General features: G+C 66.8%; 20 protein-coding genes. 15 read left to right on the top strand and 5 right to left on the bottom strand.

What is annotated here, in order from left to right; genetic code table 11:
• The first annotated feature begins 82 nt into the window (after positions 1–82).
• The 5 genes from BMZ02_RS08125 to BMZ02_RS08105 are packed head-to-tail and all read left to right on the top strand — an operon-like array spanning position 83 to position 4,844.
• On the top strand, positions 83–814 hold the full coding sequence (locus BMZ02_RS08125) for a TVP38/TMEM64 family protein (protein WP_245753986.1): 732 nt from the start codon (positions 83–85) through the stop codon (positions 812–814).
• On the top strand, positions 798–2,222 hold the full coding sequence (locus BMZ02_RS08120) for a dihydrolipoyl dehydrogenase family protein (protein WP_091642048.1): 1,425 nt from the start codon (positions 798–800) through the stop codon (positions 2,220–2,222). Before BMZ02_RS08125 ends, BMZ02_RS08120 begins: the two co-directional genes overlap by 17 nt.
• Positions 2,219–3,892, top strand: coding sequence for an ATP-binding protein (locus BMZ02_RS08115; protein WP_139209175.1), 1,674 nt, complete (start codon positions 2,219–2,221; stop codon positions 3,890–3,892). Before BMZ02_RS08120 ends, BMZ02_RS08115 begins: the two co-directional genes overlap by 4 nt.
• Positions 3,889–4,527, top strand: coding sequence for a response regulator transcription factor (locus tag BMZ02_RS08110; protein ID WP_091642042.1), 639 nt, complete (start codon positions 3,889–3,891; stop codon positions 4,525–4,527). Before BMZ02_RS08115 ends, BMZ02_RS08110 begins: the two co-directional genes overlap by 4 nt.
• Positions 4,527–4,844 (top strand): hypothetical protein, encoded by a 318-nt coding sequence (locus BMZ02_RS08105; protein ID WP_091642039.1) that lies wholly within the window; start codon positions 4,527–4,529, stop codon positions 4,842–4,844. The genes BMZ02_RS08110 and BMZ02_RS08105 overlap by 1 nt, the downstream gene beginning before the upstream one ends.
• 10 nt (positions 4,845–4,854) lie before the next feature.
• Here BMZ02_RS08105 and BMZ02_RS08100 read toward each other — a convergent pair whose 3' ends face one another.
• Positions 4,855–5,220 (bottom strand): hypothetical protein, encoded by a 366-nt coding sequence (locus BMZ02_RS08100; protein WP_091642037.1) that lies wholly within the window; start codon positions 5,218–5,220, stop codon positions 4,855–4,857.
• A 174-nt stretch (positions 5,221–5,394) separates the two neighbouring features.
• Between BMZ02_RS08100 and BMZ02_RS08095 the strand changes: the two genes are divergently transcribed.
• Positions 5,395–6,741, top strand: a complete 1,347-nt coding sequence (locus BMZ02_RS08095; RefSeq protein ID WP_091642034.1) for a nucleoside recognition domain-containing protein — start codon at positions 5,395–5,397, stop codon at positions 6,739–6,741.
• Positions 6,742–6,748: 7 nt separating this feature from the next.
• On the opposite strand, the gene BMZ02_RS08090 is transcribed toward BMZ02_RS08095, so the two are convergent.
• On the bottom strand, positions 6,749–7,357 hold the full coding sequence (locus BMZ02_RS08090) for an SH3 domain-containing protein (RefSeq protein WP_171909859.1): 609 nt from the start codon (positions 7,355–7,357) through the stop codon (positions 6,749–6,751).
• Positions 7,358–7,458: 101 nt separating this feature from the next.
• Between BMZ02_RS08090 and BMZ02_RS08085 the strand changes: the two genes are divergently transcribed.
• The 6 genes from BMZ02_RS08085 (at position 7,459) to sufU (ending at position 13,326) form a co-directional block, all read left to right on the top strand.
• Positions 7,459–7,923 (top strand): SUF system Fe-S cluster assembly regulator, encoded by a 465-nt coding sequence (locus tag BMZ02_RS08085; RefSeq protein ID WP_091642029.1) that lies wholly within the window; start codon positions 7,459–7,461, stop codon positions 7,921–7,923.
• 13 nt (positions 7,924–7,936) lie between these two features.
• The gene (gene sufB, locus BMZ02_RS08080; RefSeq protein ID WP_091642026.1) at positions 7,937–9,406 is read left to right on the top strand and encodes a Fe-S cluster assembly protein SufB; all 1,470 of its coding nucleotides are present in this window, start codon (positions 7,937–7,939) and stop codon (positions 9,404–9,406) included.
• Positions 9,407–9,485: 79 nt separating this feature from the next.
• Positions 9,486–10,244 (top strand): Fe-S cluster assembly ATPase SufC, encoded by a 759-nt coding sequence (gene sufC / locus BMZ02_RS08075; protein ID WP_091642024.1) that lies wholly within the window; start codon positions 9,486–9,488, stop codon positions 10,242–10,244.
• A 27-nt stretch (positions 10,245–10,271) separates the two neighbouring features.
• On the top strand, positions 10,272–11,600 hold the full coding sequence (sufD, locus tag BMZ02_RS08070) for a Fe-S cluster assembly protein SufD (RefSeq protein WP_091642021.1): 1,329 nt from the start codon (positions 10,272–10,274) through the stop codon (positions 11,598–11,600).
• Positions 11,597–12,850: a cysteine desulfurase gene (locus BMZ02_RS08065; RefSeq protein WP_091642019.1), complete on the top strand. Its 1,254-nt coding sequence runs from the start codon at positions 11,597–11,599 to the stop codon at positions 12,848–12,850. The genes sufD and BMZ02_RS08065 overlap by 4 nt, the downstream gene beginning before the upstream one ends.
• A gap of 17 nt (positions 12,851–12,867) precedes the next feature.
• Complete coding sequence (sufU, locus tag BMZ02_RS08060; RefSeq protein ID WP_091642016.1) at positions 12,868–13,326, top strand: Fe-S cluster assembly sulfur transfer protein SufU; 459 nt, start codon at positions 12,868–12,870, stop codon at positions 13,324–13,326.
• Here the strand turns inward: sufU and BMZ02_RS08055 are convergent.
• The gene (locus tag BMZ02_RS08055) at positions 13,314–15,617 is read right to left on the bottom strand and encodes a methyl-accepting chemotaxis protein (protein ID WP_171909858.1); all 2,304 of its coding nucleotides are present in this window, start codon (positions 15,615–15,617) and stop codon (positions 13,314–13,316) included. The genes sufU and BMZ02_RS08055 overlap by 13 nt on opposite strands.
• 241 nt (positions 15,618–15,858) lie before the next feature.
• Between BMZ02_RS08055 and BMZ02_RS08050 the strand changes: the two genes are divergently transcribed.
• The 3 genes from BMZ02_RS08050 to BMZ02_RS08040 all read left to right on the top strand — a co-directional run bounded on the left by BMZ02_RS08050 (position 15,859) and on the right by BMZ02_RS08040 (position 19,570).
• The gene (locus BMZ02_RS08050) at positions 15,859–16,377 is read left to right on the top strand and encodes a disulfide bond formation protein B (RefSeq protein ID WP_245753985.1); all 519 of its coding nucleotides are present in this window, start codon (positions 15,859–15,861) and stop codon (positions 16,375–16,377) included.
• Positions 16,378–16,456: 79 nt separating this feature from the next.
• The gene (yoaA, locus tag BMZ02_RS08045) at positions 16,457–18,373 is read left to right on the top strand and encodes a DNA repair helicase YoaA (protein WP_091642010.1); all 1,917 of its coding nucleotides are present in this window, start codon (positions 16,457–16,459) and stop codon (positions 18,371–18,373) included.
• A gap of 180 nt (positions 18,374–18,553) precedes the next feature.
• The gene (locus tag BMZ02_RS08040; protein WP_091642007.1) at positions 18,554–19,570 is read left to right on the top strand and encodes a porin; all 1,017 of its coding nucleotides are present in this window, start codon (positions 18,554–18,556) and stop codon (positions 19,568–19,570) included.
• Positions 19,571–19,665: 95 nt separating this feature from the next.
• Here BMZ02_RS08040 and BMZ02_RS08035 read toward each other — a convergent pair whose 3' ends face one another.
• Positions 19,666–21,312 (bottom strand): acyl-CoA synthetase, encoded by a 1,647-nt coding sequence (locus tag BMZ02_RS08035; RefSeq protein ID WP_091642004.1) that lies wholly within the window; start codon positions 21,310–21,312, stop codon positions 19,666–19,668.
• Positions 21,309–22,700 carry a dipeptidase gene (locus BMZ02_RS08030; protein WP_171909857.1) on the bottom strand — a complete coding sequence of 464 codons (1,392 nt, stop codon included), beginning with the start codon at positions 22,698–22,700 and terminating at the stop codon, positions 21,309–21,311. The genes BMZ02_RS08035 and BMZ02_RS08030 overlap by 4 nt, the downstream gene beginning before the upstream one ends.
• Between the last annotated feature and the right edge of the window lie 17 nt (positions 22,701–22,717).

Here is a 22,717-nt window from a genome sequence, read left to right as displayed (position 1 = left end):
CAGGTACGGTAATTACGAATGTTGATCACCGCCGCGCGCGGGCACACTCACGGCGTATCCCTATTCGACAGGACAGCTCCACATGGCAGGACGCGGCAAACTCATGATGCGCATCGCTCTCGGCCTGGCCGTGGTCGCGCTGCTGATCGTCGGTTATCAGTTTCGTGGCGAGCTGAGCCCGGGCATGCTGCAGCGGCGCCTGGACGACCTGGGCATGCTGGCGCCGTTCGCCTTCATGGCCGCGTACGCGGTGGCCACGGTGGCTTTTCTTCCTGGGCTGGTGTTCACCATCGCGGGCGGGGTGCTGTTCGGGCCCGTGTTCGGCACGCTCTACAGCCTCACCGGCGCCACCATCGGTGCACTGCTGGCGTTCCTGGTGGCCCGTTATCTGGCCTCCGACCTGGTCGCCCGGCACACCGGTGGGCGGCTGAAGAAGCTGATTGTCGGCGTCGAGCGTGAGGGCTGGCGGTTCGTCGCGTTTACGCGCCTGGTGCCGATTTTCCCGTTCAACCTGCTCAACTACGCCCTCGGGCTGACCCGCATCGGGTTCATGCCCTACGCCATTGCCACCTTCATCTGCATGGCCCCGGGGGCGTTCGCCTATACATGGATCGGCCACGCCGGTGCCGAGACCGTGGCCGGTGGGCGCAGCGGTATCAATGCCGTGCTGATCGCCATCGGTCTGCTGGCCGCTGTGATCTTCCTGCCGCGACTGATCCGGCGATTCAAGAATGATCCGACCGTGGACGTCGAAGCGGCGTCGGACTCGGTCACGGCGACAGCGGGTGAGGAGAACAATGACCGAGACGTTTGATCTGGTTGTCATCGGGGGCGGTGTCGGTGGTCTCGTGACCGCGAGTGTCGCAGGGCAGCTCGGGCTCAGGGTGGCGCTGGTGGAGAAGAGCGGCAAGCTGGGCGGGGACTGCCTGCATACCGGCTGTGTGCCGAGCAAGACGCTCATCAGGTCCGCCGAGATCGCCTGGGCCGCTCGCGAGAGCGGCCGCTTCGGGGTTGCTGCAGAGCTCGGGCGGGTGGATCTGGCCGCGGTCATGGACCGCGTCCGTGAGGTCATCGACACGATTCAGGTGCACGACGACCCGGAGCGCTTTCGCAGCTACGGTGTGGACGTGATTTTCGCCCACGCCCGGTTCGCCGATGCGCAGACGGTTGTGGCCGGTGATCGACGCCTCATCGGCCGGCGCATCCTGATCGCCACCGGCTCGCGCCCTGCCGTGCCGCTGGTGCCCGGGCTTGCCGAAGCGGGTTACTGGACCAACGAAACCGTCTTCGACCAGCGCGAACTGCCCGACCGGCTGGCGGTGATGGGGGGCGGCCCCATCGGCCTGGAACTGGCGCAGGCGTTTGCCCGCCTGGGCAGCCAGGTCACGGTCCTGGAGATGGCGGAGCGTATCCTGCCCCGCGAGGATCCGGAGCTCACTGCCGAACTGGAGCGCCAGTTACGCGCCGACGGTGTCGACGTGCGCACGGCGACGGCCGTGGAAGCCGTGGAGACCCGTGATGGCATGCGCCGGTTGCACTGCCGGTCGGGGGACGAGGTGGCGACCATCGAGGCCGATCATATCCTGGTCGCGGCCGGGCGCGCACCGAAGGTGGACGGCCTGGATCTCGAGCGCGCCGGCGTCACCGTCGAAGAAGGGCGTATCCCGGTGGATGCGCGCATGCGCACCAGCGTGCGTCACATTCACGCCTGCGGCGACGTCTGCGGCACATACCCGTTCACCCACGTGGTCGAGTATCAGGCGGGCGTCGTTATCGCCAACGTCGTGTTCCGTCTGCCGAAAAAGGCCGATTACCGCGTGATCCCCTGGGTGACCTACACAGCGCCCGAGCTGGCACATGTGGGTCTGACCGAAGCGGCTGCCCGGGAGCAGGGGTATGCTGTACAGATTGCGCGATTCCGCTTCGGCGATGTGGATCGTGCGCTGGCCGAAGGCAGTACCGCGGGGCTGCTCAAGATGGTGATTTACCGTGGCCGGATCCTGGGCGCATCCATCCTTGGCCCCCACGCCGGCGAACTGATCCACGAGCTGGTGCTGGCCATGCAGGCGCGGATCAAGGTCAAGCACCTCTCCGGTGCCGTGCACGCCTATCCGACGCTGGCCCAGATCCATCGCCGTGCGGTGAACACGCTCTACGCGGATCGGCTGTATTCACCCATGACGCGCCGCGTGGTGGGCTGGATTCAGCGTTTGGTACCGTGAGCGCCGCGGCGCGCCGTGGTGCCAGGCGCCGGGAGGTGGTCGCCATGGTGGCGGCAGGGGTCGTGAGCGAGGTGCGTTCGCACGCGGGCAGGGGGCTCGCTCCCCACGCGCTGACGTTCTTCGGGTATCTGGCTCTGGCGGTGTGGGCGTCGCAGTACACGTTCGACGCCTCCGGCGTGCCGCTGATCTGGCCGGCCGTCGGGCTGGCGATGGCGGTGATCTGGCGCTTCGGATACGCCCTTGCGATAACCGTTGTGGTGGCCGCTCTGGTTGCCCATGTCTCCCTGGGCGCAGCGGTCGCGGACGGCCTGTTGCTGGCCCTGGGGGATGGCGCCAGTGCGGTCATCGGCGCCGCGTTGCTGCGGTTTCTCGGGTTGCGGGGCGACCTGGCTTCGCTGTCGGAGCTGTACAAGCTGGTGGGCGTGGGCGTCGGGGTGACGGCGCTGGCGAGCGGCACGTCCGGGGCACTGGTTGCCGTGGGGGTGTCCAGCGAACTCGTCGGTACAGTGCTCCTGTGCTGGCTGGCGGATACCATGGGGGTGGTCCTGATTGCCCCGCTGGTGGTCAGCCTGCGCATCCGCCCGCTGACCATGCAGCAGGCCGTGGGTGTTGTCGCGGCCCTGGTCCTGGTCCCTCTGGCCACGTTCGTCATCTACGCGAGCTGGATTCCTCAGCCCATCAGTCTGCCGCTGTCGTATGCGGTGTTCCCGCTGGTCATGCTGGTCGCTTTGACGCTACCGCCCTGGGTGGGCATGGCAACGGTTGCGCTGACCAGCGCCGTGGCGATCCACTGCACGGGCATGAACAAGGGGCCGTTCGCCAACATGGGCATGGCGCCGGACCTGCTGTCCCTGCACGCGCAGCTTGCCATGCTGGTGGCGACAGCCATGATCCTCGCCGCGATCCGCGCCGAGCGCCTGGCGGCGGAAGCACAGGCCCATGAGCACCTGCAGGCGCTGGCGCGGGCCGGGCGCATCAACGCCATGAGTGCGCTGGCGACAGGCATCGCCCACGAGATCAATCAGCCCCTGTGTGCCTTGAGCAGTTACGCCCAGGGGGCGAACCGTATGCTGGCCCGGGGAGCGACGCCCGAGCAGCTTCGCGAGCCACTGGAGCGTATCGTCGCCACGGCGGATCGTGCGTCCGACATCGTACGTCGCACGCGACGGTTCCTGGAGCGGGGTGAGTCGGAGACGGGGCCCGTGGATCTCAATGCGCTGGTGATGGAAGCCGTGGAGCTGCTGCGCCCGGAGTTTCGCCGTCGCAATGTTGAACTCCGCTGCAGGCTCGCCGAGCAGGAGGTGCCGGTATCGGTGGACTGGCTCGGGATTCAGCAGGTGGTGGTCAATCTCGTGCAGAATGCCCTGGAGGCGGTGGATGAAGGGGGCAATACCGTGCAGCGCTGGGTGACCCTGCGCACTGCGGCCAATGGCGAAGCCGGGACCGCGGTGCTGTCGGTGATCGATGGTGGCCCCGGGATTGCCGACCCCGGTGACGGGGCGTTGTTCGAGCCGTTTGCCACCCGCCGGCGTGGCGGTACCGGTCTCGGGCTTGCCATCGCCCGGTCCATCGTTGAAGCGGACAACGGCCGGATCAGCGTGTCCAATGAACCAGGGGCGGGTGCCCACTTCCGGGTGACGCTGCCGCTGTACCGTGGGGGCGAGGAGTGAGCGCACCGGAAGACCAGGAACCGCGGATCTACGTGGTCGATGACGACGCGGATGTCCGTGACGCCATCGCGTTCCTGCTCGAGAGCGATGGGCTGAGCGCACGGGTCTTTGCCCACCCCGGTGCGCTGCTTGGCGAGATCAGTGTGCACAGCCGGGGCTGCCTCGTTCTGGACGTGCGCCTGCCGGGGATGGACGGTTTGCAGTTGCTGGAGGCGCTGCATGCGCGCGGCGTGACCATGCCGGTGGTTTTCATCTCGGGGCACGGGGACATCCCACTCGCTGTTCGTGCGGTACAGGCGGGAGCGCTGGACTTTCTGGAGAAGCCTTTCCGCGACCAGGTCCTGCTCGAGAAGATCAGGACTGGTCTCACCATGGATGCACGCCAGTGGGCGCAGGCCCGGGAACGCGCCCTGATGGACGAGCGCCTGGAACAGCTCACGCCTCGGGAGACGGAGGTGATGGAGGGGATGCTTGCGGGCAAGCTGAACAAGCTCATCGCGGATGACCTCGGCGTGAGTGTGCGCACCGTGGAGGTGCATCGTGCGCATGTGCTTGAGAAGATCGGAGCGCGCAACAGCCCGGACATGGTCCGGATGGTGCTGTCCAGCTCTCGCTACAGGGATTGGCGCGCATAATGTGGCATGACCACGCTCGCCTGGTGAACCGGATGCTGGTGCCCGCCGGCGTCCTGCTGATCCTCGGGACGCTGTCCGGGGTGACCGGCTACCTGCTGATGCCTGACCCGGAGACGCTATCGCTCCCGGCCGCGCTTTTCGCGGGCGGCGGGCTGGTGCTGGCGGTGGCCTCCGGGGTGGAGGCGGTGCGGGCGCTGGTGGCCTACCAGCGCTGGCTTGGCGGTCGCGACGAGGCGTGTCAACGGTGCGGGGGGCCGGTGGTTGCCCCCTATCTGGCGCTGTTGCCGTACCGCTGCGTCCGCGACCGCAGTCATTGATTCCCGGTTGTCAGTCGTCCAGACCCACCATGTTGCGGAAGGTCTCCTCGTCCAGCACGATGCTGCCGTGGCCGTCCACCTCGTAGCAGGTCAGGGTCTCGCCGCGGCCGGCGGCGCGTGAGGCGGGCTGGACATGCGCGGTGATGATGCGATAGCCGACACCGTCGTGCTCGCCTTCGTCCACATTGGAGCGGTCTTCATCCAGGATCAGATCGATGTCGTAGATCCGCCCCAGTGCGATGTCCGGGCGCTCCCGGTGCTGTTCCAGGCAGCTGGCGTAAGGCTCGGGCATGCGGTTGAAACTGGCGATCACCACAAACACCAGCGCAATCAGCACGGCGGCTGCGAAGATGATGAAACCCGTCACCCGCATCATGCGACGTTTCCCCTTCTGTGTGGATGGGCCGGACAATCAAGGAGCGCATAGGATGAACGCAACCGGCGGCATGGTCCACCCCCGTGCCCGGCAGGGCTTGATCGTGCCCGCGTCGCCAGTGACAGTGCCGGGCGCGCTGCATCGTGACGGGGGTGGTTTCCAGGGAGGGTGCCCATGAACGTTGTCTTTCTGGTGATCGTGCTGGTGGCCTTCGTGACCGCCGCATGGCATCAGCTCCAGTACACGCCCACGGACCCGGACGACCCGGACGAGACCTCGCCCATGGCCGCGCTGTCCGAGGCCGTGGTGGAGTCCGCGGGCGGGGCGGTGGAGCTGGCTATCGGGCTGATCGGCGTCATGACCCTGTTTCTGGGGCTCATGAAAATCGCCGAGGCCGGCGGCATGCTGACCGTGCTGGCCCGTCTCATCCGGCCGCTGATGACCCGCCTGTTCCCCGATGTGCCGCCGGACCACCCGGCCATGGGCGCGATGATTCTGAACATGTCCGCCAATGCGCTCGGGCTGGGGAACGCTGCAACCCCGTTAGGCATCCGCGCCATGCAGGAGCTGGAGAAGCTCAATCCGCATCCGGGCACCGCCACCAACAGCATGGCGCTGTTCCTTGCCATCAATACATCCAGCATCACCCTGCTGCCCACCGGCGTGATCGCGTTGCGCGCGGCCTCCGGGTCGGCAGAACCGGCGGCCATTCTGCCGTCGACGCTGTTCGCCACTGCCTGCGCCACCGTTGCCGCCGTGATCGCGGCCAAGGCATTCCAGCGCCTCAGCCGGCCACCGGCCGCGCCGGAACCGGTGACCATGACCGCGGAGGATCGCATGGACGCCGGTGCACCGGGAGAGGGCGGCCAGGAGCACACCGAGGATCCGGCCATGACCCGCGCGGCGGCGGAGTCCGCCACCGGATACCCGGTTTGGGCGTCGTACCTGTTCCTCACCGGCCTGCTGAGCCTGATCCCGCTGAGCATCGTCTACGGCCGCGTGATTGCGCCCTGGATCATCCCGGGGCTGATCGTGTTCTTTCTCCTCTACGGGGTGATCCGTGGCGTGCGCATCTACGAGGTGTTCGTGGAGGGCGCAAAGGAGGGGTTCCAGGTGGCGGTGCGGATCATCCCTTACCTGGTGGCCATCCTCGTGGCGGTGGGCATGTTCCGCGCCAGTGGCGCCATGGAGGCGATGGTGGGGTGGGTCGGCGGCTTTACCGAGCGGCTCGGTCTGCCGGCGGAAGCGCTGCCCATGGCTCTGCTGCGCCCCCTGTCCGGCTCCGGTGCCTACGGCATCATGGCGTCGATCATCAACGACCCGGATATCGGCCCCGACAGCTACACCGGCCTGCTGGTCACGACGTTGCAGGGTTCCACGGAGACCACGTTCTACGTGATCGCGGTGTATTTCGGCGCCGTCCAGATCCGGCGCATCCGGCACACCCTGGCGGCGGCACTCACCGCGGATGTGGTGGCGGTAATGGCGGCGGTGGCGATCTGCCTGTGGCTGTTCCTGTGACGGGCCGTTACTCCTCGGGCGGATCCGGCGCCTCGAGGTCGTGGTTGCCGCGGTAGTCACTGTGGATGAGGCGGGCGACCCCGCTGTCTGCCTCGCGCACGACCAGCGTTCCCGGAAGCCCCGAGTTGTCCGCCGTGATCCACAGGCGCAGCAGGCTCTCCAGGTGGCTCTCGCGAATGTCGTCGTCGAGATCGAAAAAGCCGTTCACGGCGTCCACCCGCACCACGCCGAACTCCTTGTGCGCAGGGTTGCTGAAGTAGGCGGGTGCGCCGAACTGGTTCTCGGGGTCCTCCGGGTCGAAGGTGCTGGCGAAGCCGTCGAAATCGGGGGAGTCGTCCGCCTCGCCCACCGGGACTGTCAGGCGCTCCACCAGGCTCTCGTGCGCCCAGGCGGTGCTGCCGCCACGGTTATAGGCGATCAGGAGCCAGTCCCCGTCGCGGTCCAGCTCCATGACCACATCACCCCGGTCGCCCTGGGTGACTACGCCGTAGTCGGTATCAGGCCCCGAGCGGAAGTTGGACGAATAGCTCTGGACTTCCCACATGTCCCCGGGCGCCGCGGCTGCGAGGCCGGCGCAGGCAAGCAACGCCCAGGCGGCGTGGCGGTATACGCTCATCAGTGTTGCGTCCATGTCCTTGATAAAGCGGGCGGATTGTCGGGCCCGGTGCCGGGTTGAATGTGTACCAAAAAGGTCCTGTTTCCTGTAAACTGACCCATATGATACGGATCAATCGGGAAACCGACTACGCCACCGCGATTCTCGGGCTGATGGCCGGTCGCCCCGGCGAGCGGTTCAGTGCCGCCTGGCTGGCGGAGCAGCGAGGTCTGCCGCCCGCCATGGTGAGCAAGATCCTCAAGCAGCTGGTGCGCGGCGAACTGCTCGAGTCCCACCGGGGCGTCAAGGGCGGATACAGCCTCGCACGGCCTGCTGACGCGATCTCGATTGCCCAGGTTGTGCGTGCCATCGAAGGCCCCATCGCCCTCACCGATTGTATCGAGGGTGGAGGGCAGGCGTGTCAGTATAGTCCGTATTGTGCCATCAGCAGTAACTGGTCCCGCATCAACGATGCGTTCTACCAGGCCCTGGAAGGGGTGAGCATCAAGGATATGAGTGAGCCGCTGTCACCGGAGCATCCAAGTCTCCGGGGCATCGATATCCGGATCAAATCGGCAGTCAGCTGAGCGGAGCGTGTCAATGTCTGCGAGTAACGAAACCATCGAGCAGGTGACCCGGAAAGGCTATGAGTACGGGTTTGTCACCGACATCGAACAGGAGTATGCCCCGCCGGGGCTGAACGAGGACATCATCCGGTTCATTTCGGCCAAGAAGGAGGAGCCGGAGTGGATGCTGGAGTGGCGTCTGGAGGCCTACCGGGGCTGGCTGGAAATGGAACACCCCGACTGGCAGAAGGTGCGCTTCCCGCCGGTGGACTTCCAGGCCATCTCCTATTACGCGGCGCCCAAGGCCAAGCCCAAGAGCCTGGACGAGGTGGACCCGAAGCTGCTCGAGACCTACGAGAAGCTGGGTATCCCCATGCATGAGCGCGAGGCGCTGCTGGGGGTGGAGCGGCCCGAGGAGGAAAAGCCGGAAGTGGCCGTGGACGCGGTGTTCGACTCCGTCTCCGTGGGCACCACCTACCAGGCGAAGCTCAAGGAGCAGGGCATCATCTTCTGCTCCATGTCCGAGGCTGTCCACGATCACCCGGAGCTGGTGAAGAAGTACCTGGGCACGGTGGTGCCCCGCAAGGACAACTTCTTCGCCGCACTCAACTCGGCGGTGTTCTCCGACGGTTCGTTCGTGTACATCCCCAAGGGCGTGAAGTGTCCCATGGAGCTGTCCACGTATTTCCGCATCAACGCGAACCACACCGGGCAGTTCGAGCGTACGCTGATCATCGCCGAAGAGGGCGCGTCGGTCTCCTATCTCGAGGGCTGCACCGCGCCCATGCGTGACGAGAACCAGCTGCACGCCGCAGTGGTGGAGCTCATCGCCCTGGACGATGCCGACATCAAGTACTCCACGGTGCAGAACTGGTACCCGGGGGACGAGAACGGCGTCGGCGGCATCTACAACTTCGTGACCAAGCGCGGCCTGTGTGCCGGCAAGCGCTCCAAGATCGCCTGGACGCAGGTGGAGACCGGCTCGGCCATCACCTGGAAGTACCCGAGCTGCGTGCTCAAGGGCGACGATTCCGTGGGTGAGTTCTACTCCGTGGCGGTGACCCGGAACCGGCAGCAGGCCGATACCGGCACCAAGATGATCCACATGGGCAAGAACACCAAGAGCACCATCGTCGCCAAGGGCATCTCCGCCGGCGAGGCGGACCAGACCTACCGCGGTCTGGTGCGGGTGAACCCCACGGCGTCCGGCGCGCGCAACTACTCCCAGTGCGACTCCATGCTGATCGGTGACAAGTGCGGGGCGCACACCTTCCCGTACATCGACATCCAGCACCCGAGCGCACAGCTGGAGCACGAGGCGACCACCTCCAAGATCAGCGACGAGCAGATGTTCTACTGCCAGCAGCGCGGCATCGGTGTCGAAGAGGCGGTGTCGCTGATCGTCAACGGCTTCTGCAAGGACGTCTTCAAGACGCTGCCCATGGAGTTTGCCGTGGAGGCGCAGAAGCTGCTGGAGGTCACGCTGGAGGACAGCGTCGGCTGATCCCGGCGATGAAACATTGAACGCCCGGCCGCCGCTGCGGCCGGGGCAAACGGAACAGATGTGAATCTGGAGTTCGGAAATGGCACTGCTTGAAATCCGTAATCTGCACGCCGAAGTGGAAGGCGAGGCAATCCTCAAGGGCATCAACCTGAGCCTGAACACCGGCGAAGTGCACGCCATCATGGGCCCCAACGGCTCGGGCAAGAGCACGCTGGCGAAGGTCATTGCCGGCGACCCGGGTTACGAAGTCACCGGCGGCGAAGTGCTGCTGGACGGCAAGGATATCCTGGAAATGGAGCCGGAGGAGCGCGCCCGGGAGGGCATGTTCCTGGGGTTCCAGTACCCGGTGGAAATCCCCGGCGTCTCCAACACCTACTTCCTCAAGGCTGCCGCCAACGCCATCCGCAAGCACCGTGGCGAGCCGGAAGTGGATGCCGCCCAGTTCCTCAAGCATGTCCGTGAGCGCATGGAGCTGGTGCAGATGGACGAGTCCCTGCTCAAGCGCCCGGTGAATGCCGGCTTCTCCGGCGGCGAGAAGAAGCGCAACGAGATCTTCCAGATGGCGGTCCTGGAGCCGCGCCTGGCGATCCTCGACGAGACCGACTCCGGCCTCGACATCGACGCCCTGCGCACGGTGTCCCACGGCGTCAACGCCCTGCGTTCCGATGACCGCGGCTTCCTGCTGATCACGCACTATCAGCGCCTGTTGAACTACATCGTGCCGGACACCGTGCACGTCATGGTCGACGGCCGCATCGTGAAGTCCGGTGGCAAGGAGCTGGCCGAGGAGCTGGAAGCATCGGGGTACGCGATGTTCGAGGAAGGCACGGCCGCCTGAGCCAACGGCGACTAACGGGGTAAACCAATGGCAGCAGTTGCAGAACAGAACAGCGTCTACCTGCAGGATTTCCAGCAGCGGGACCGCGCCAGTGAGCCGACCTGGTGGGGGACCCGCCGCGAGGCCGCCATGCAGCGGTTCGAGGCAGCTGGCTTTCCGTCGCGCAAGGTCGAGGCGTGGAAACAGACCAAGCTGGCGCACGTGACCCAGGAGCACTTCCGTGCGGCCACCTCCGCGGGCGAGCTGGATCAGGATGCTCAGAGTCGCCTGGCGGTGGTCGATGACGCGGTGCGCATCGTCTTCGTCGATGGCATTCTCGACGCCGAGCGCTCGCAGCTCGACAGGCTACCCGACGGCCTCACCGTGCGGACTCTTGCGGATGCCCTGCAGGAATCCGGTGGCGTCGCCGAGACCCACCTGGCCCGGCATGCCGACGCCGAAGCGCACCCGTTTCTGGCGCTGAACACCGCATTCACCACCGAAGGCGTCGTGATCGAAGTGGGCAGCGGCGCCGCGCCCGAGCAGCCGCTGGAGCTGGTGCACGTGATGACGGCCGGCGCCGGCAGCGTCGCCTCCTGGCCGCGGGTGCTCATCCACGGCGCCACCAGCTCCGAGGTCACGGTGGTGCAGCGCTATTACGGCGCCAACGGCGCGGCCTACCTGACGTCGCCGGTGACCGAGATCATTGCCGACGCCAACAGCCAGGTGAACTTCTACCAGCACGTGGAAGAGGGTGATCAGGGGGCTCACCTGGGGGTGATCCACGCCACCGTGGATCGCGATGCCCGGGTCAAGGGGCATGCCCTGCATGCCAGCGGCCGCACCGTGCGCACCGACTTCTACGTCAACCTGGACGGCCCCGGTGGCGACGCCACCCTGAACGGGTTGTATCTGGTGCGTAACGGGCAGTTCGCCGACATCCACACCTGGGTGCGGCACAATGCCGATCACTGCACCAGCCAGCAGCTCATGAAGGGGGTGCTGGAAGGCAAGTCGGAAGCGGTATTCGACGGCATGATCCACGTGGCCCGGGATGCCCAGCAGACCGACGCGGACCAGCAGAACCGCAACCTGCTGCTGAGTCCGAAGGCGCTGGCGCACTCCAACCCGCGGCTCGAGATCTACGCCGACGACGTCAAGTGCGGCCACGGCTCCACCGTGGGCGAGCTGGACGAGGATGCCGTGCTCTACATGCGCACCCGGGGTATCTCCGATGAAGAGGCCCGTGGTGTGCTGACATTCGCTTTCGCCAATGAAATGCTGGAGCCAGTGGCCATGCAGTCCCTGCGCGAGTACGAGCGCGAGGCCCTGCTGTCGCTGCTTCCGGGCGAGGAGGCCGTGAGGAAGCTGTTATGAGCAACGTGGACCCCGTGGTCAACGGCGATTCCGGACTGGACGTGGACGCCGTCCGCGCCCAGTTCCCGATCCTGCACCAGGCGATCAACGGCAAGCCGCTGGTCTACCTGGACAACGGTGCGACGGCGCAGAAGCCCCAGGCGGTGATCGATGCCGTGAGCGACTGTTACAGCAGTTACTACGCCAACATCCACCGCGGGGTCCACGATCTCTCGCAGCGCTCCACCACCGCCTTCGAGGCGGTGCGGGGCACGGTGCAGCGGTTCCTGAACGCGCCTTCGGAAGACGAGGTAGTGTTCACCCGCGGCACCACCGAAGGCATCAACCTGGTGGCCAACAGCTTCGTCCGCCCCATGCTCCGTGCGGGCGACGAGATCCTGGTCACGGGCATGGAGCATCACTCCAACATCGTGCCGTGGCAGCTCCTGTGCGACGCCACCGGTGCGAAACTGGTGGTGGTTCCGTTCTCCGATGCCGGCGAGATCGATCCCGCCGACGTGGCCGAGCGGCTCACCGAGCGCACCAGGTTCGTGAGCGTCATCCACGTCTCCAACGCCCTGGGCACCATCAACCCGGTGGAGGAGATCATCCGCCTGGCCCGCGAGCGCGACGTGCCCGTGCTGCTGGACGGCGCCCAGTCGGCGCCGCACATGCCGGTGGACGTCCAGGCGCTGGGGTGCGACTTCTTCGTGTTCTCCGGTCACAAGACCTACGGCCCCAGCGGCGCCGGTGTGCTCTGGGGCCGGTATGCGCTGCTGGAGGCGATGCCGCCCTGGCACGGTGGGGGGGACATGATCAAGACGGTGAGTTTCGAGCGTTCGGAGTTCGCCGAGCCGCCCCAGCGGTTCGAGGCGGGCACGCCCAACATCGCCGGTGTCATCGGCATGGGAGCGGGCCTGGAGTGGCTGATGGCGCTGGGGCTGGACAAGGTTGCCGCCCATGAGGCGGATCTGCTCGCCTACGCCCACGACCGGGTAGGCGCTCTGGAGGGCGTGCGCATCATCGGCACCGCGCGGCGCAAGGCCGGGGCGCTGTCGTTCGTCATGGACGAGGCCCATCCCCACGACATCGGGACCATTCTCGACAACGACGGTGTTGCCATCCGCTCGGGCCACCACTGCGCCCAGCCGGTAATGCAGCGCTACGGCATTCCCGCCACGGCGCGGGCGTCCTTTGGCGTCTACAACACCCGGGACGACGTGGACCGCCTGGTGGCCTCCATCGACAAGGTCCGGCGACTGTTCGCCTAGCCCGGTGCACTCCACTGATGGCTGACGATCTGCTGAAGCTCTACCAGGATGTGGTCCTGGCGCATAACCGGCAACCGCACAACTTCGTGGAGGTGGACCCGGCCACCCACCGTGGCCACGGCTACAACCCGCTGTGCGGCGACCGCATCGAGCTGACCCTGGATGTGCGTGATGGCGTGATCGCCACCATCGGCTTCCAGGGGGAGAGCTGCGCCATCGCCACCGCCTCCGCGTCACTGCTGACCACGGTCCTGGAAGGGCGAAGCGTGGATGACGCACTGGCCGTCATGGACGCCTTCAACCGCGCCCTGGACGGCGACGAGACCGCTGTCGTCCCGGAGACCCTGCAGCCCCTGCTGGCGGTGCGCGCGTTCCCGTCCCGCCTCAAGTGCGCCGGCCTGCCGTGGGCGTCGCTGTCGGCGGCGCTGGCCGATGATGACGCCGCCGCTTCCACGGAGCAGGGTCAGGGAACGTAGATCACCCGGAAACCGCCCCAGTGCCGGCCGTGGACGTAGATGGGCGCGGATGCGTCCTTGGTCAGCACGAACCGCTCGCCCATGTTGCGCCGATACGCCTGCAGCAGGAAGGGCTCGGTGTTCTTCGCCGCACTCTGTCCGGTCCGGTCGGTGTAGATCTGCCGGTGACGGGCGTTTGCCAGGTTCCAGTCCCGGTCTCCGGGGCGCTGGGGGTTGGATACGTGCAGGTTGTGGGTGCCAATGTAACCCTGATCGTCGGTGGCGCAGCAGGAGAGGATCTTGTCGTGGCAGCTCAGGATCTCCTCCTGGAACGCCGGAAACAGGGTGTCGGTGAGCTCCACGAAGCGGGTCATGTACTGCTGCGGATCAGTGTCGGGCACCGGGACGTAGTCCCGGTCGAAGACGTCCGCTTCCGTGAGCTGCCCGTCGCGGAGTGCCTGCTCCAGTGCCGCGCCCGCCGCCCTGGCACCTTCCTGCGCCTTGTTGATGAAAAAGCGGTCCACGGTGTCCACGTCCACCGAGTTGCAGAGGTTGAGCAGTTTCTGCCCTTCACCGAGCAGCGTGTCCAGCCGGCCGTTGGCGCTGGTGAGGTCGCGCGCGGATTGTTGTACCTCGCCGTGCAGTTCGTTCAGCTCCTGGCTCGCCCGGCTGCAGGTCTCGTTCATCTCGCCGGTGGCACTCTGGATGTGTCGGGACTGCTCGCCCACCTGGCGAATGGCCTGTTCCAGGGTGGTGAGGACCTCGCTGATGTTCCGGGAGTCCGCCTGCACGCGTTCGGCGCGGCTGGCGCCGTCGCGGCCCTTGGCCGCCAGGGTCTCCGCCGTGTCGGACAATCCTTCCAGTGTCTGTTCGATGCTCTGGGTGGCTTGCCCGGTCTCTTCGGCCAGAGCGCTGACCTGTTCCGCCACCACGGCGAAGCCCTGGCCGCGTGACCCGGCGCGGGCGGCCTCGATGCTGGCGTTGACGGCCAGGAAGTTGGTCTGCTTGGCGATGGCCGAGATACTGGTGGACGCCTTGTGAATCCGTTGCAGTGCATCCTGCAGCTGCGACAGCTCGGTGGTCATCTGCCCCACCTGCCCGGTCATGTCCTGGAGGTCGGTGACGGTGGAGCGGATGTCCTCCGAGGCGGCGCTGAGGCTGCTCGCGGTGGTTTCCGCGCTCTGCCGGGCCTCGTCGGCGGATTCCTGTACGGACTGGCCCGCGGCCTCCAGCTGTCCCGTGGCGCGGGAGAAGGTCTCCAGCATGGCGGCTTCGTGGGCGACACGCTCCTCCACCTGGTTGACGGCGCCGGCCACGTCCGAGACGTAGACGGTCAGCGTGCCGGTGGTGCTGGCGGTCTCCTGGATCAGGCGCTCGGCGTCGGCGGCGGTGTTGTCGTCACCCAGGCCGGCCGAGAGGGTCTGCGCCGTGCCGGCAAGCTGGCGGGCATTGTCCCGGGCTTCGGTGAGGGCGTTGCGGGTGGTGTCCACTTCCCCGCTCATGCCCTCAAGACCGTCCACGGTTTTCCGGCATGAGCTGTTGATCTCGCGCACCGACTCGTTGATGCGCGTGTAGGCGCCGTCCACCGCGGCCATGGCACCGCCGACGGTGTCCAGGAGGTCCTGCACGGTGCTGGTGCCGGTCTGGATGGTGCCGGTCAGGGTGGTGCAGTGACTTGCACGGTCGATCAGCTTGCGCGCGTGTTCCCGGAGCTCGTCGAGGATGCCGCTGATCTCCTCCGTGGCCTGGCCGGTCTGTTTGGCCAGCTCTTTCACGTGCTCGGCGACGACGGCGAAACCGCGGCCGATTCCGCCGGCCCGGGTGGCCTCGATGGTGGCGTTCAGTGCCAGCAGATTGGTCTGCTTGGCGATGGTGGCGATGGAGTCCGCGGCGCTGCCAACCCCCTCCAGGGCAGCGTCGAGATTGCCGATCTCCTGTTCGGTGGCCGACACGGCGTCGGTCAGGGCGGTGATGTCGTCCAGGGAGCGGGTCAGTGTGGCGCGGGAGTCTTCCACGGCGCGGTCCGCTTCGGTGGTGGCTTCCCGTGCCTCGCGGGCGGCGCCTTCCGTGGTCTCGTTGGTGCGGGCGAGCTGCCGGCCCAGGTCCAGCAGTGACTGAAACCGCCTGGCCTCCTGGTCAACCCGGTCACTGACCGCCACCAGCTCCTGCTGAATCTGGTCGATTTCGCCGTGCAGTCCGTCCGCGTGGCTGCCGAGGCGTTCGATCAGCCCTGTGTGATCCACGGGCGCACTGCGGTCACGTTCCGTGGCGGGTTCCCGTCGTGTCCGGGCGCTGATCCAGGGAAGGCGCATGGGTATCTCCTCGCTCCGGTCGTTCTTATCATCAGGGCCGCCCGGTGAGGGGGGCGACACCTCAATATAGAATAACGGCCGGGACTGCCGATACTTGAGTTCGCCAGTGACCATCCGGGTGTCGCGGATCAGCGTCATCTGGACAAATCACGCTGGCTGTCAAAAACTGTGACAATCTGCGTCTTTTACATTTGAACGCTTCTGGTAGTCTGGCGCTCGGAACCGGATACGAGGCGTTTGAATGCGTTCAATGTTTGCCACCGCCGAAACGCAGATGCGTCAGCGGCAGCGTTGGGGTCATGGCACCGCGCTGATTGTCACTCTGCTGATTCTCGCAGCCGCCTACGGGCTGGAGTATATCGGTGGTATGGAGCCCTGCCCGCTCTGCATGGTGCAGCGCCTTGTCTTCGCCGCGCTCGCGGTGGTGTTTCTGATCGGTTTCCTTCATGGCGCGCCGTTCTGGGGGCGTTATTTCTACGGTGTGCTCGGCGCGCTGGTTGCTGCCGTGGGCGTCGGCGTCGCGGGCCGCCACCTCTGGCTCCAGAGCCTGCCTCCGGAAGAGGTGCCCGCCTGTGGTCCGGGGCTGGATTACATGGTCGATGCGTTTCCGATCACGGAAGTCATCGCCATGGTGCTTGCCGGCTCCGGTGAGTGTGCGGAAGTGCACGAGGTCCTCGGCCTGACCCTGCCGGGCTGGACCCTGGCCGGGTACGCGCTGCTCGGCCTCTGGGCCCTGTGGATCTGCCGGCGGCCGCGCTGAGACCTGGCTTTACCTGCTGAAAGGTTAGTACCATCCCGTGCTCGACCGGTACCGGCCAGCGGACAGCGGGAGAGCCTCCGTGAACGACATCGACCACCACCTGGGGCCCGACGGGGCGCTGGCAGGGGCGCTGCCCGGCTTCCAGCCCCGCGAGGAACAGCAGGCCCTGGGGCGTGGTGTGGCGGAGGCGATCGACGCCGGTGAGACGCTGATCGCCGAGGCGGGCACCGGCACGGGCAAGACCTTTGCCTATCTCCTGCCCGCGTTGCTCTCCGGCAAGCGGGTGATCGTCTCCACCGGCACCAAGACCCTGCAGGATCAGCTCTACCAGAAGGACCTCCCGCTGCTGCGCGACGCACTGGACCTGCCCCGGCGGACTGCACTGCTGAAGGGGCGCACCAACTACCTCTGTCTCTACCGCACCGATCTGGCCGAGGTGGACGCCCGGTTCGACCGCCCCGGCACCGGTGCCCAGCTGCAGGCGATCCGCCAGTGGGCGGCGGTGACGGATAGCGGCGACATCTCCGAGCTGGCTGAGGTCCCCAACGATGCGCCGATCTGGGGGCGGGCCACCTCCACCGCCGACAACTGCCTCGGCCAGGAGTGCCCGCTCTATGACGACTGCTTTCTCATGGCGGCCCGGCGCCGTGCACAGGAGGCGGATCTGCTGGTGGTCAATCACCACCTGCTGCTTGCCGACATGGCCCTGAAAGAGGGCGGCTTTGGTGAGGTGCTGCCCTCGGCCGACGCCTACATCCTCGACGAGGCGCACCAGTTGCCCGATGTGGCCGCCCAGTTCTTCGGCGTGGCGGTGAGCAGCCGTCAGCTCCAGGAGCTCATCCGCGATACCCACGCGGAGTACCTGCGCGACGCTGGCGATCAGCCGGCGCTGCCGGACTGCCTCGACGTGTTGCGCAAGGCCGTCCAGGACTTTCGCTTGACCCTGGGGGAGGCCGGGCAGCGAGCGGCCTGGAACAGCCTCGGAGATGGCGAGGAGGCCGTGGATGCACTCATTCACCTGCGCGCCGCCGCGAGCGCCCTGGCCGAGGTGCTGGAGACGCTGGCGGAGCGGGGGCGCGGCCTCGAGAACTGCTACCGCCGCGCCCGGGACATGGCGTCACTGCTCGACCGTTTCGCCGACGGTGAGGCAGAGGCCTTCGTGCAGTGGTTCGAGACCTACCAGCAGGCGTTCATCCTGCGGCTGACGCCACTGGATGTGGGCCAGCCGTTCCAGGCGCGCATGAAAAAGCACCCCGCTGCCTGGGTGTTCACCTCGGCCACCCTGTCGGTGAACGAGGGTTTCGATCACTTTCTGGAGCGGATGGGGCTGGACCGGGAGACGTCCACCCTGCGTGTGGACAGCCCCTTCGATTACGCCAGCAACGCGCTGCTGTATGCGCCTGCCGGCATGCCCGAGCCCAACAGTCCGTTTTACACGGAGGCGTTCATCGAGCGCGCCGAGGCGGTGATCCGGGCCAGCGGCGGGCGGGCCTTCGTGCTGTTCACCAGTCATCGGGCACTGCAGCAGGCGGCGGCGTTGATGCGGGACCATCTGCCGTACCCGGTCCTGGTGCAGGGCGATGCCTCCCAGAACCTCCTGCTGGAGCGCTTCCGCGAGGCCGGTAACGCGGTGCTCCTGGGGACGGGCAGCTTCTGGGAAGGGGTGGACGTCAAGGGTGAGGCGTTGTCGGCGGTGATCATCGATCGCCTGCCCTTCGCCTCGCCGGCCGACCCGGTGACCCAGGCGCGCATCGATTTCCTCCGGCGTCACGGCGGCAATCCGTTTCGGGATTTCCAGATTCCTCAGGCGGTGATCGCCCTGCGCCAGGGGGTGGGGCGACTGATCCGTGATGCATCGGACTACGGCGTACTCATGATCGGTGACCCGCGTCTCACCGGGAAGTCCTACGGCAGGCTGTTTCTCAACAGCCTGCCGCCCATGCGCCGGACCCGGGATCTGGAGGCGGTCCAGGCGTTTCTCGCCCGCGCGGATTAGGAAAGCACGGCACAGGGTTGCCATCATCCGCCGGAGCGATCAGTATCGCCGCCGCGGACGTCGCCCTGTGGCAACTGCGCCAGTGAAAATCGTGACGGGAGTCAACGCAACAGGGCCGGAGCACGCCCTAGACTGCCCGCGTTAATGCCAATCATGCATAAGAAATGACAGGAGCACATCATGAAGCGCCTTCCCCTGGTTGCCGCCCTCGCTCTGGGCGTCAGCGGCATCTCCGCGGCCCAGGCCGATATTGAAGTCTATGGTCAGGCCCACCTGGCGTTCAGCCACCTGGACGATGGTGATGACTACAGCGCCTTCAACCTCTCCAGTAATGCCAGCCGCCTCGGCTTCCGTGCCGGGCACGACGTCGGCCCCAACCTGCGTGCCCTGGTGCAGCTGGAAGGGCAGGTGGACATCGACAATGGTGGCGACCAATCGATTACCTCCCGCGACAGCTTCGCCGGGCTGGAGGGTGACTGGGGGCTGCTGCGTGCGGGCCGCTTCGACACGCCCAACAAGACCCTGCGCAGCCGCACGGATCTTTTCGGCAACCAGGTGGGCGATGCGCGCAACATCGTGCGCGGGAACTACGGCGGCAACCAGGGCGTGGACGAGCGTTTTCGCAACGGCATCGCCTACCGCACGCCGTCCTTCGGCGGGGTGTTCGTGGACGTGCACTACAGCGCTGATGGAGACAGCGACGACAATGCCGCTGACAGCAATGATGACGATGCCTGGAGCGCGTCCCTGACCTACCAGCAGGGCCCGGCTTACGCGGCGGTCTCCCATGAGCGCTGGAACGAGGGCGGCGACCGGATCCGGGAGATGACCCGTGTGGCCGCCAGCTACGATCTGGCCGATGTGCGCGTGACCGGTCTCGCCCAGAGCGGTGGCCGGCCGTCCGACGACGCCTTCGGCGTGGGCCTGCGCTACGCCCTGGTGGGAGATATCTTCCTCAAGGGGCAGTACTACGTGCTGAGCGCCGATGACAGCGACCAGGATGCGGACATGATCGCCGTGGGCGCCGACTACCACTACAGCGACGAGCTGCGCTTCTACCTGAACTACGCGCAGATCGACAATGACGACGCCCAGAACCGGCAGCCGTGGGTGGAAGCCAGTACGTTGGGACGTTCCGACGGTGGTGTGGGCGAGACGGCCCGCAGCGTGGCCGCGGGGCTGGTGTACAACTTCTGAGTCGGCTGGCCGATCGGGGCTGAAGCCCCTCCCACTGGCGGGTTTCCGGTGGGAGGGGCTTCAGCACCGATGACCTCATCAGCACAAGAGTTCGGCTACCGCACCATCTCCCCATCCGTAAGCGCCGCCACCTTCTCCCGCAGCACGAACTTCTGGATCTTCCCCGTGGACGTCTTCGGCAACGCCTCGAACAGCACGTGGCGCGGGATCTTGAATCCGGCGAGCCGCTTCCGGCAGAAGGCGACGATGTCCGCCGGGGTGACCTCACCGGCGTCCGGCCGCAGGGTGATCACGGCGCAGGGGGTCTCGCCCCAGCGGTCGCTGGGTGCCGCCACCACCGCACACTCCAGCACGGCCGGGTGCTTGTACAGGGCGTCCTCCACCTCGATGGTGGAGATGTTCTCGCCCCCGGAGATGATCACGTCCTTGGCCCGGTCGCGGATCTCCAGGTAGCCGTCCGGGTGCCAGACCGCCAGATCCCCGGTGTGATACCAGCCGCCGCGGAACGCCTCCGCGGTGGCCTCCGGGTTCTTCAGGTAGCCGGTCATGACGGAGTTGCCGCGCACCATGATCTCGCCCATGGTTGTGCCATCCATGGGCACGGGTGCCATGGTGTCCGGGTCGGCGACAATGGTCTCTTCCACGCTCAGGTAGCGCACGCCCTGCCGTGACGCCATGCTGGCCTGTTCGTCCAGGGGCAGGGCGTCCCACTCCGGCTTCCAGGCGCAGTAGTGCGACGGGCCGTAGGTCTCGGTCAGCCCGTAGAGGTGGATGACGTGGATGCCAATCCCTTCCAGGGCGCCAATGACCGCCGCCGGTGGAGCGGCACCGCCCACGTAGGCTGTGACGCTGTGATCGAAGCGTGCCGTGCTCGCCTCCGGTGCGCTGGTGAGCATGTTCAGCACCAGCGGCGCCCCGCAGAAGTGGCTCACCTTGTGGTTGCCGATGGCCTCGAAAATGGCCGCCGGCTCCACCTTGCGCAGGCAGACGCTGGTGCCGGCCACCGCCGGCAGGGTCCAGGGGAATCGCCAGCCGTTGCAGTGGAACATGGGCAGCGTCCAGAGGTAGACCGGGTGGCGGCCCATCTCGCATGCGATGATGTTGCTGTACGCCCCCTGATGGGCGCCGCGGTGGTGGTAGAGCGCGCCCTTGGGGTTGCCGGTGGTGCCCGAGGTGTAGTTCAGGCTGATGCTGTCCCATTCGCTGCCGGGCCACTGCCAGCGGAACTGCGGGTCGCCTTCAGCCACCAGCGCTTCGTAGTCCAGCTCGCCCAGCCGCTCGCCGCCCGGGCCTTCCGGGTCGTCCACGTCAATCACCAGCGGCTTGCGGTCGCAGTGGGCCAGTGCCTCGCGCACCACCGGAGCGAACTCCGTGTCGGTGATCAGCGCGTCGGCCTCGCCGTGGTCGAGGATGAAGCCGATGGTGCGGGCATCCAGACGGATGTTGATGGTGTTGAGCACCGCCCCCGCCATGGGCACGCCGAAGTGGGCTTCCAGCATGGGCGGGATGTTCGGCAGCACCGTGGCCACGGTCTGTCCCGGGCCGATGCCGCGGGCGCGCAGGGCCGATGCCAGTTGCCGGCAGCGGGCGCCGTACTCGGCGTAGCTGGTGGTGCGGTCGCCGTGGATGACGGCGGGGTGGTTCGGGTAGACCAGCACGGCCCAGTCCAGCATGGACAGGGGCGTCAACGGTACCTCGTTGGGTTGCTGGTCCGTATGGACCGTGGCGTCGGCTGTGCTCATGTCTCGGTGTCCTCCTCCGAATTGTTTTCTTGTATTGGTGTTTCGCCGTCGGTCTCCGGAGTCCATTCCAGAGGGCGCGGCGCCGCCAGAGGGCCGCAGATCGCCTCCGCCGTCTCGGCGCTGCCGCCGGGCAGCACGGTGCCGAACAGGCGGCAGGTGTTGGCCCCCATGATGCGCCGGACGTGGTGCTCCGCGAAGGGTTCTTCGCCCCGGCGCAGCAGAGCGGTGAGCACGTTCAGGTGCGTGACCTCGATCATCGGTGTCACGGAGCCGTCGTAATCCGACCCGATGGCCACGTGGCGCGTGGGCTCGGACACGCCCATCTCCTCGGCGATGCCGGTAATGTGCCGCATGGCATCGGCCACGCGCCAGACGCTCGGGCCGATGGCCTGTGGCCAGAAGCCAATGCCGATGACGCCGTCGGTGTCGATGATGCGGCGGATGTCGTCGTCGCTGAGGTTGCGGTCGGGCCGGCAGGGCGCTTCGCATCCTTCCGCGATGCCGGTGTGCGACACGGTGACGGGCTGCCGCAGGTAACTGGTGGCGTCGGCCAGGCCCGCGCTGGAGATGTGCGCCAGGTCCACGGCCATGCCCAGCTCCTGGGCCGTGCTCAGCGCGGTGAAGCCGTGGTCGGTGAGCCCGTAGCGCTCGCAGCCCTCGTTGGAGCCGGAGAGGTTGTTGTCGAAACGGTGGGTGGGGGCGAACAGCCGCACACCGGCCTCGAAAAGGTCTTCCATGTCGGCGCGTACATCGGCGCCGGTGACGTCGTCACCGCCAATCCAGTGGCCACCTTCGATACCGATGATGCCGCCGATCACCTCCCTGCCCACGGCGCGGTCGGCGACCAGCTGACGGAGGTCATCGGCCGTGGCGATCAGTCGCAGCTCCGGGCCGTCTGTTTCCCGCGAGCGTTCGGCGGCCTCGTGGAAGCGCTCGATCTGGTAGAACGCGCGCTCGCGCAGGCCGATCACCGGCCGCCCCTGCATGAAGAACAGCGCGGTATTGGTGTCCAGGGAGTCCCCACTGACACAGGTCTGCCATGGCAGGTTCAGCGGGCTGCGGGTGACGATCGTGAAGACCTGCAGGGCAATGTTACCCTCTTGCAGCCGCGGCACGTCGGCGTGGCCGAAGTAGGAGCGCTCCAGCAGGTCGCGCTCCCACTTCAGGGTGTCGATGTGCAGATCGGCGACGAACAGCGATTCGTGCAGGGCCCGGTCGCGTGCGTCCGGCTCCGGTGCGTCCTCGTCCACGCCGTAGGGGTTCATCATCCGGTCGTACTGCCCGGCCAGGTAGTACAGGCCGGCGGCATACTGGGTGTACGCTATATAGCCGATCCCGAGCAGCAGGGCACCGATGATCACGAGAAAGAGCGTTCTCTGCTGCGTCAAAACCGAGTCTCCAGCCG

It is taken from the genome of Aquisalimonas asiatica (assembly GCF_900110585.1).
Lineage (GTDB): Bacteria > Pseudomonadota > Gammaproteobacteria > Nitrococcales > Aquisalimonadaceae > Aquisalimonas > Aquisalimonas asiatica.
This window is presented reverse-complemented; position numbering and strand designations above follow the sequence as displayed.

Excerpts from the sequence above, each read along its gene's own strand:
- BMZ02_RS08125 (WP_245753986.1), top strand. The coding sequence starts at position 83 with ATGGCAGGACGCGGCAAACTCATGATGCGCATCGCTCTCGGCCTGGCC.
- BMZ02_RS08120 (WP_091642048.1), top strand. The coding sequence starts at position 798 with ATGACCGAGACGTTTGATCTGGTTGTCATCGGGGGCGGTGTCGGTGGT.
- BMZ02_RS08105 (WP_091642039.1), top strand. The coding sequence starts at position 4,527 with ATGTGGCATGACCACGCTCGCCTGGTGAACCGGATGCTGGTGCCCGCC.
- BMZ02_RS08100 (WP_091642037.1), bottom strand. The coding sequence starts at position 5,220 with ATGATGCGGGTGACGGGTTTCATCATCTTCGCAGCCGCCGTGCTGATT.
- BMZ02_RS08095 (WP_091642034.1), top strand. The coding sequence starts at position 5,395 with ATGAACGTTGTCTTTCTGGTGATCGTGCTGGTGGCCTTCGTGACCGCC.
- BMZ02_RS08090 (WP_171909859.1), bottom strand. The coding sequence starts at position 7,357 with ATGAGCGTATACCGCCACGCCGCCTGGGCGTTGCTTGCCTGCGCCGGC.
- BMZ02_RS08085 (WP_091642029.1), top strand. The coding sequence starts at position 7,459 with ATGATACGGATCAATCGGGAAACCGACTACGCCACCGCGATTCTCGGG.
- sufB (WP_091642026.1), top strand. The coding sequence starts at position 7,937 with ATGTCTGCGAGTAACGAAACCATCGAGCAGGTGACCCGGAAAGGCTAT.
- sufC (WP_091642024.1), top strand. The coding sequence starts at position 9,486 with ATGGCACTGCTTGAAATCCGTAATCTGCACGCCGAAGTGGAAGGCGAG.
- sufD (WP_091642021.1), top strand. The coding sequence starts at position 10,272 with ATGGCAGCAGTTGCAGAACAGAACAGCGTCTACCTGCAGGATTTCCAG.
- BMZ02_RS08065 (WP_091642019.1), top strand. The coding sequence starts at position 11,597 with ATGAGCAACGTGGACCCCGTGGTCAACGGCGATTCCGGACTGGACGTG.
- sufU (WP_091642016.1), top strand. The coding sequence starts at position 12,868 with ATGGCTGACGATCTGCTGAAGCTCTACCAGGATGTGGTCCTGGCGCAT.
- BMZ02_RS08055 (WP_171909858.1), bottom strand. The coding sequence starts at position 15,617 with ATGCGCCTTCCCTGGATCAGCGCCCGGACACGACGGGAACCCGCCACG.
- BMZ02_RS08050 (WP_245753985.1), top strand. The coding sequence starts at position 15,859 with ATGCGTTCAATGTTTGCCACCGCCGAAACGCAGATGCGTCAGCGGCAG.
- BMZ02_RS08040 (WP_091642007.1), top strand. The coding sequence starts at position 18,554 with ATGAAGCGCCTTCCCCTGGTTGCCGCCCTCGCTCTGGGCGTCAGCGGC.
- BMZ02_RS08035 (WP_091642004.1), bottom strand. The coding sequence starts at position 21,312 with ATGAGCACAGCCGACGCCACGGTCCATACGGACCAGCAACCCAACGAG.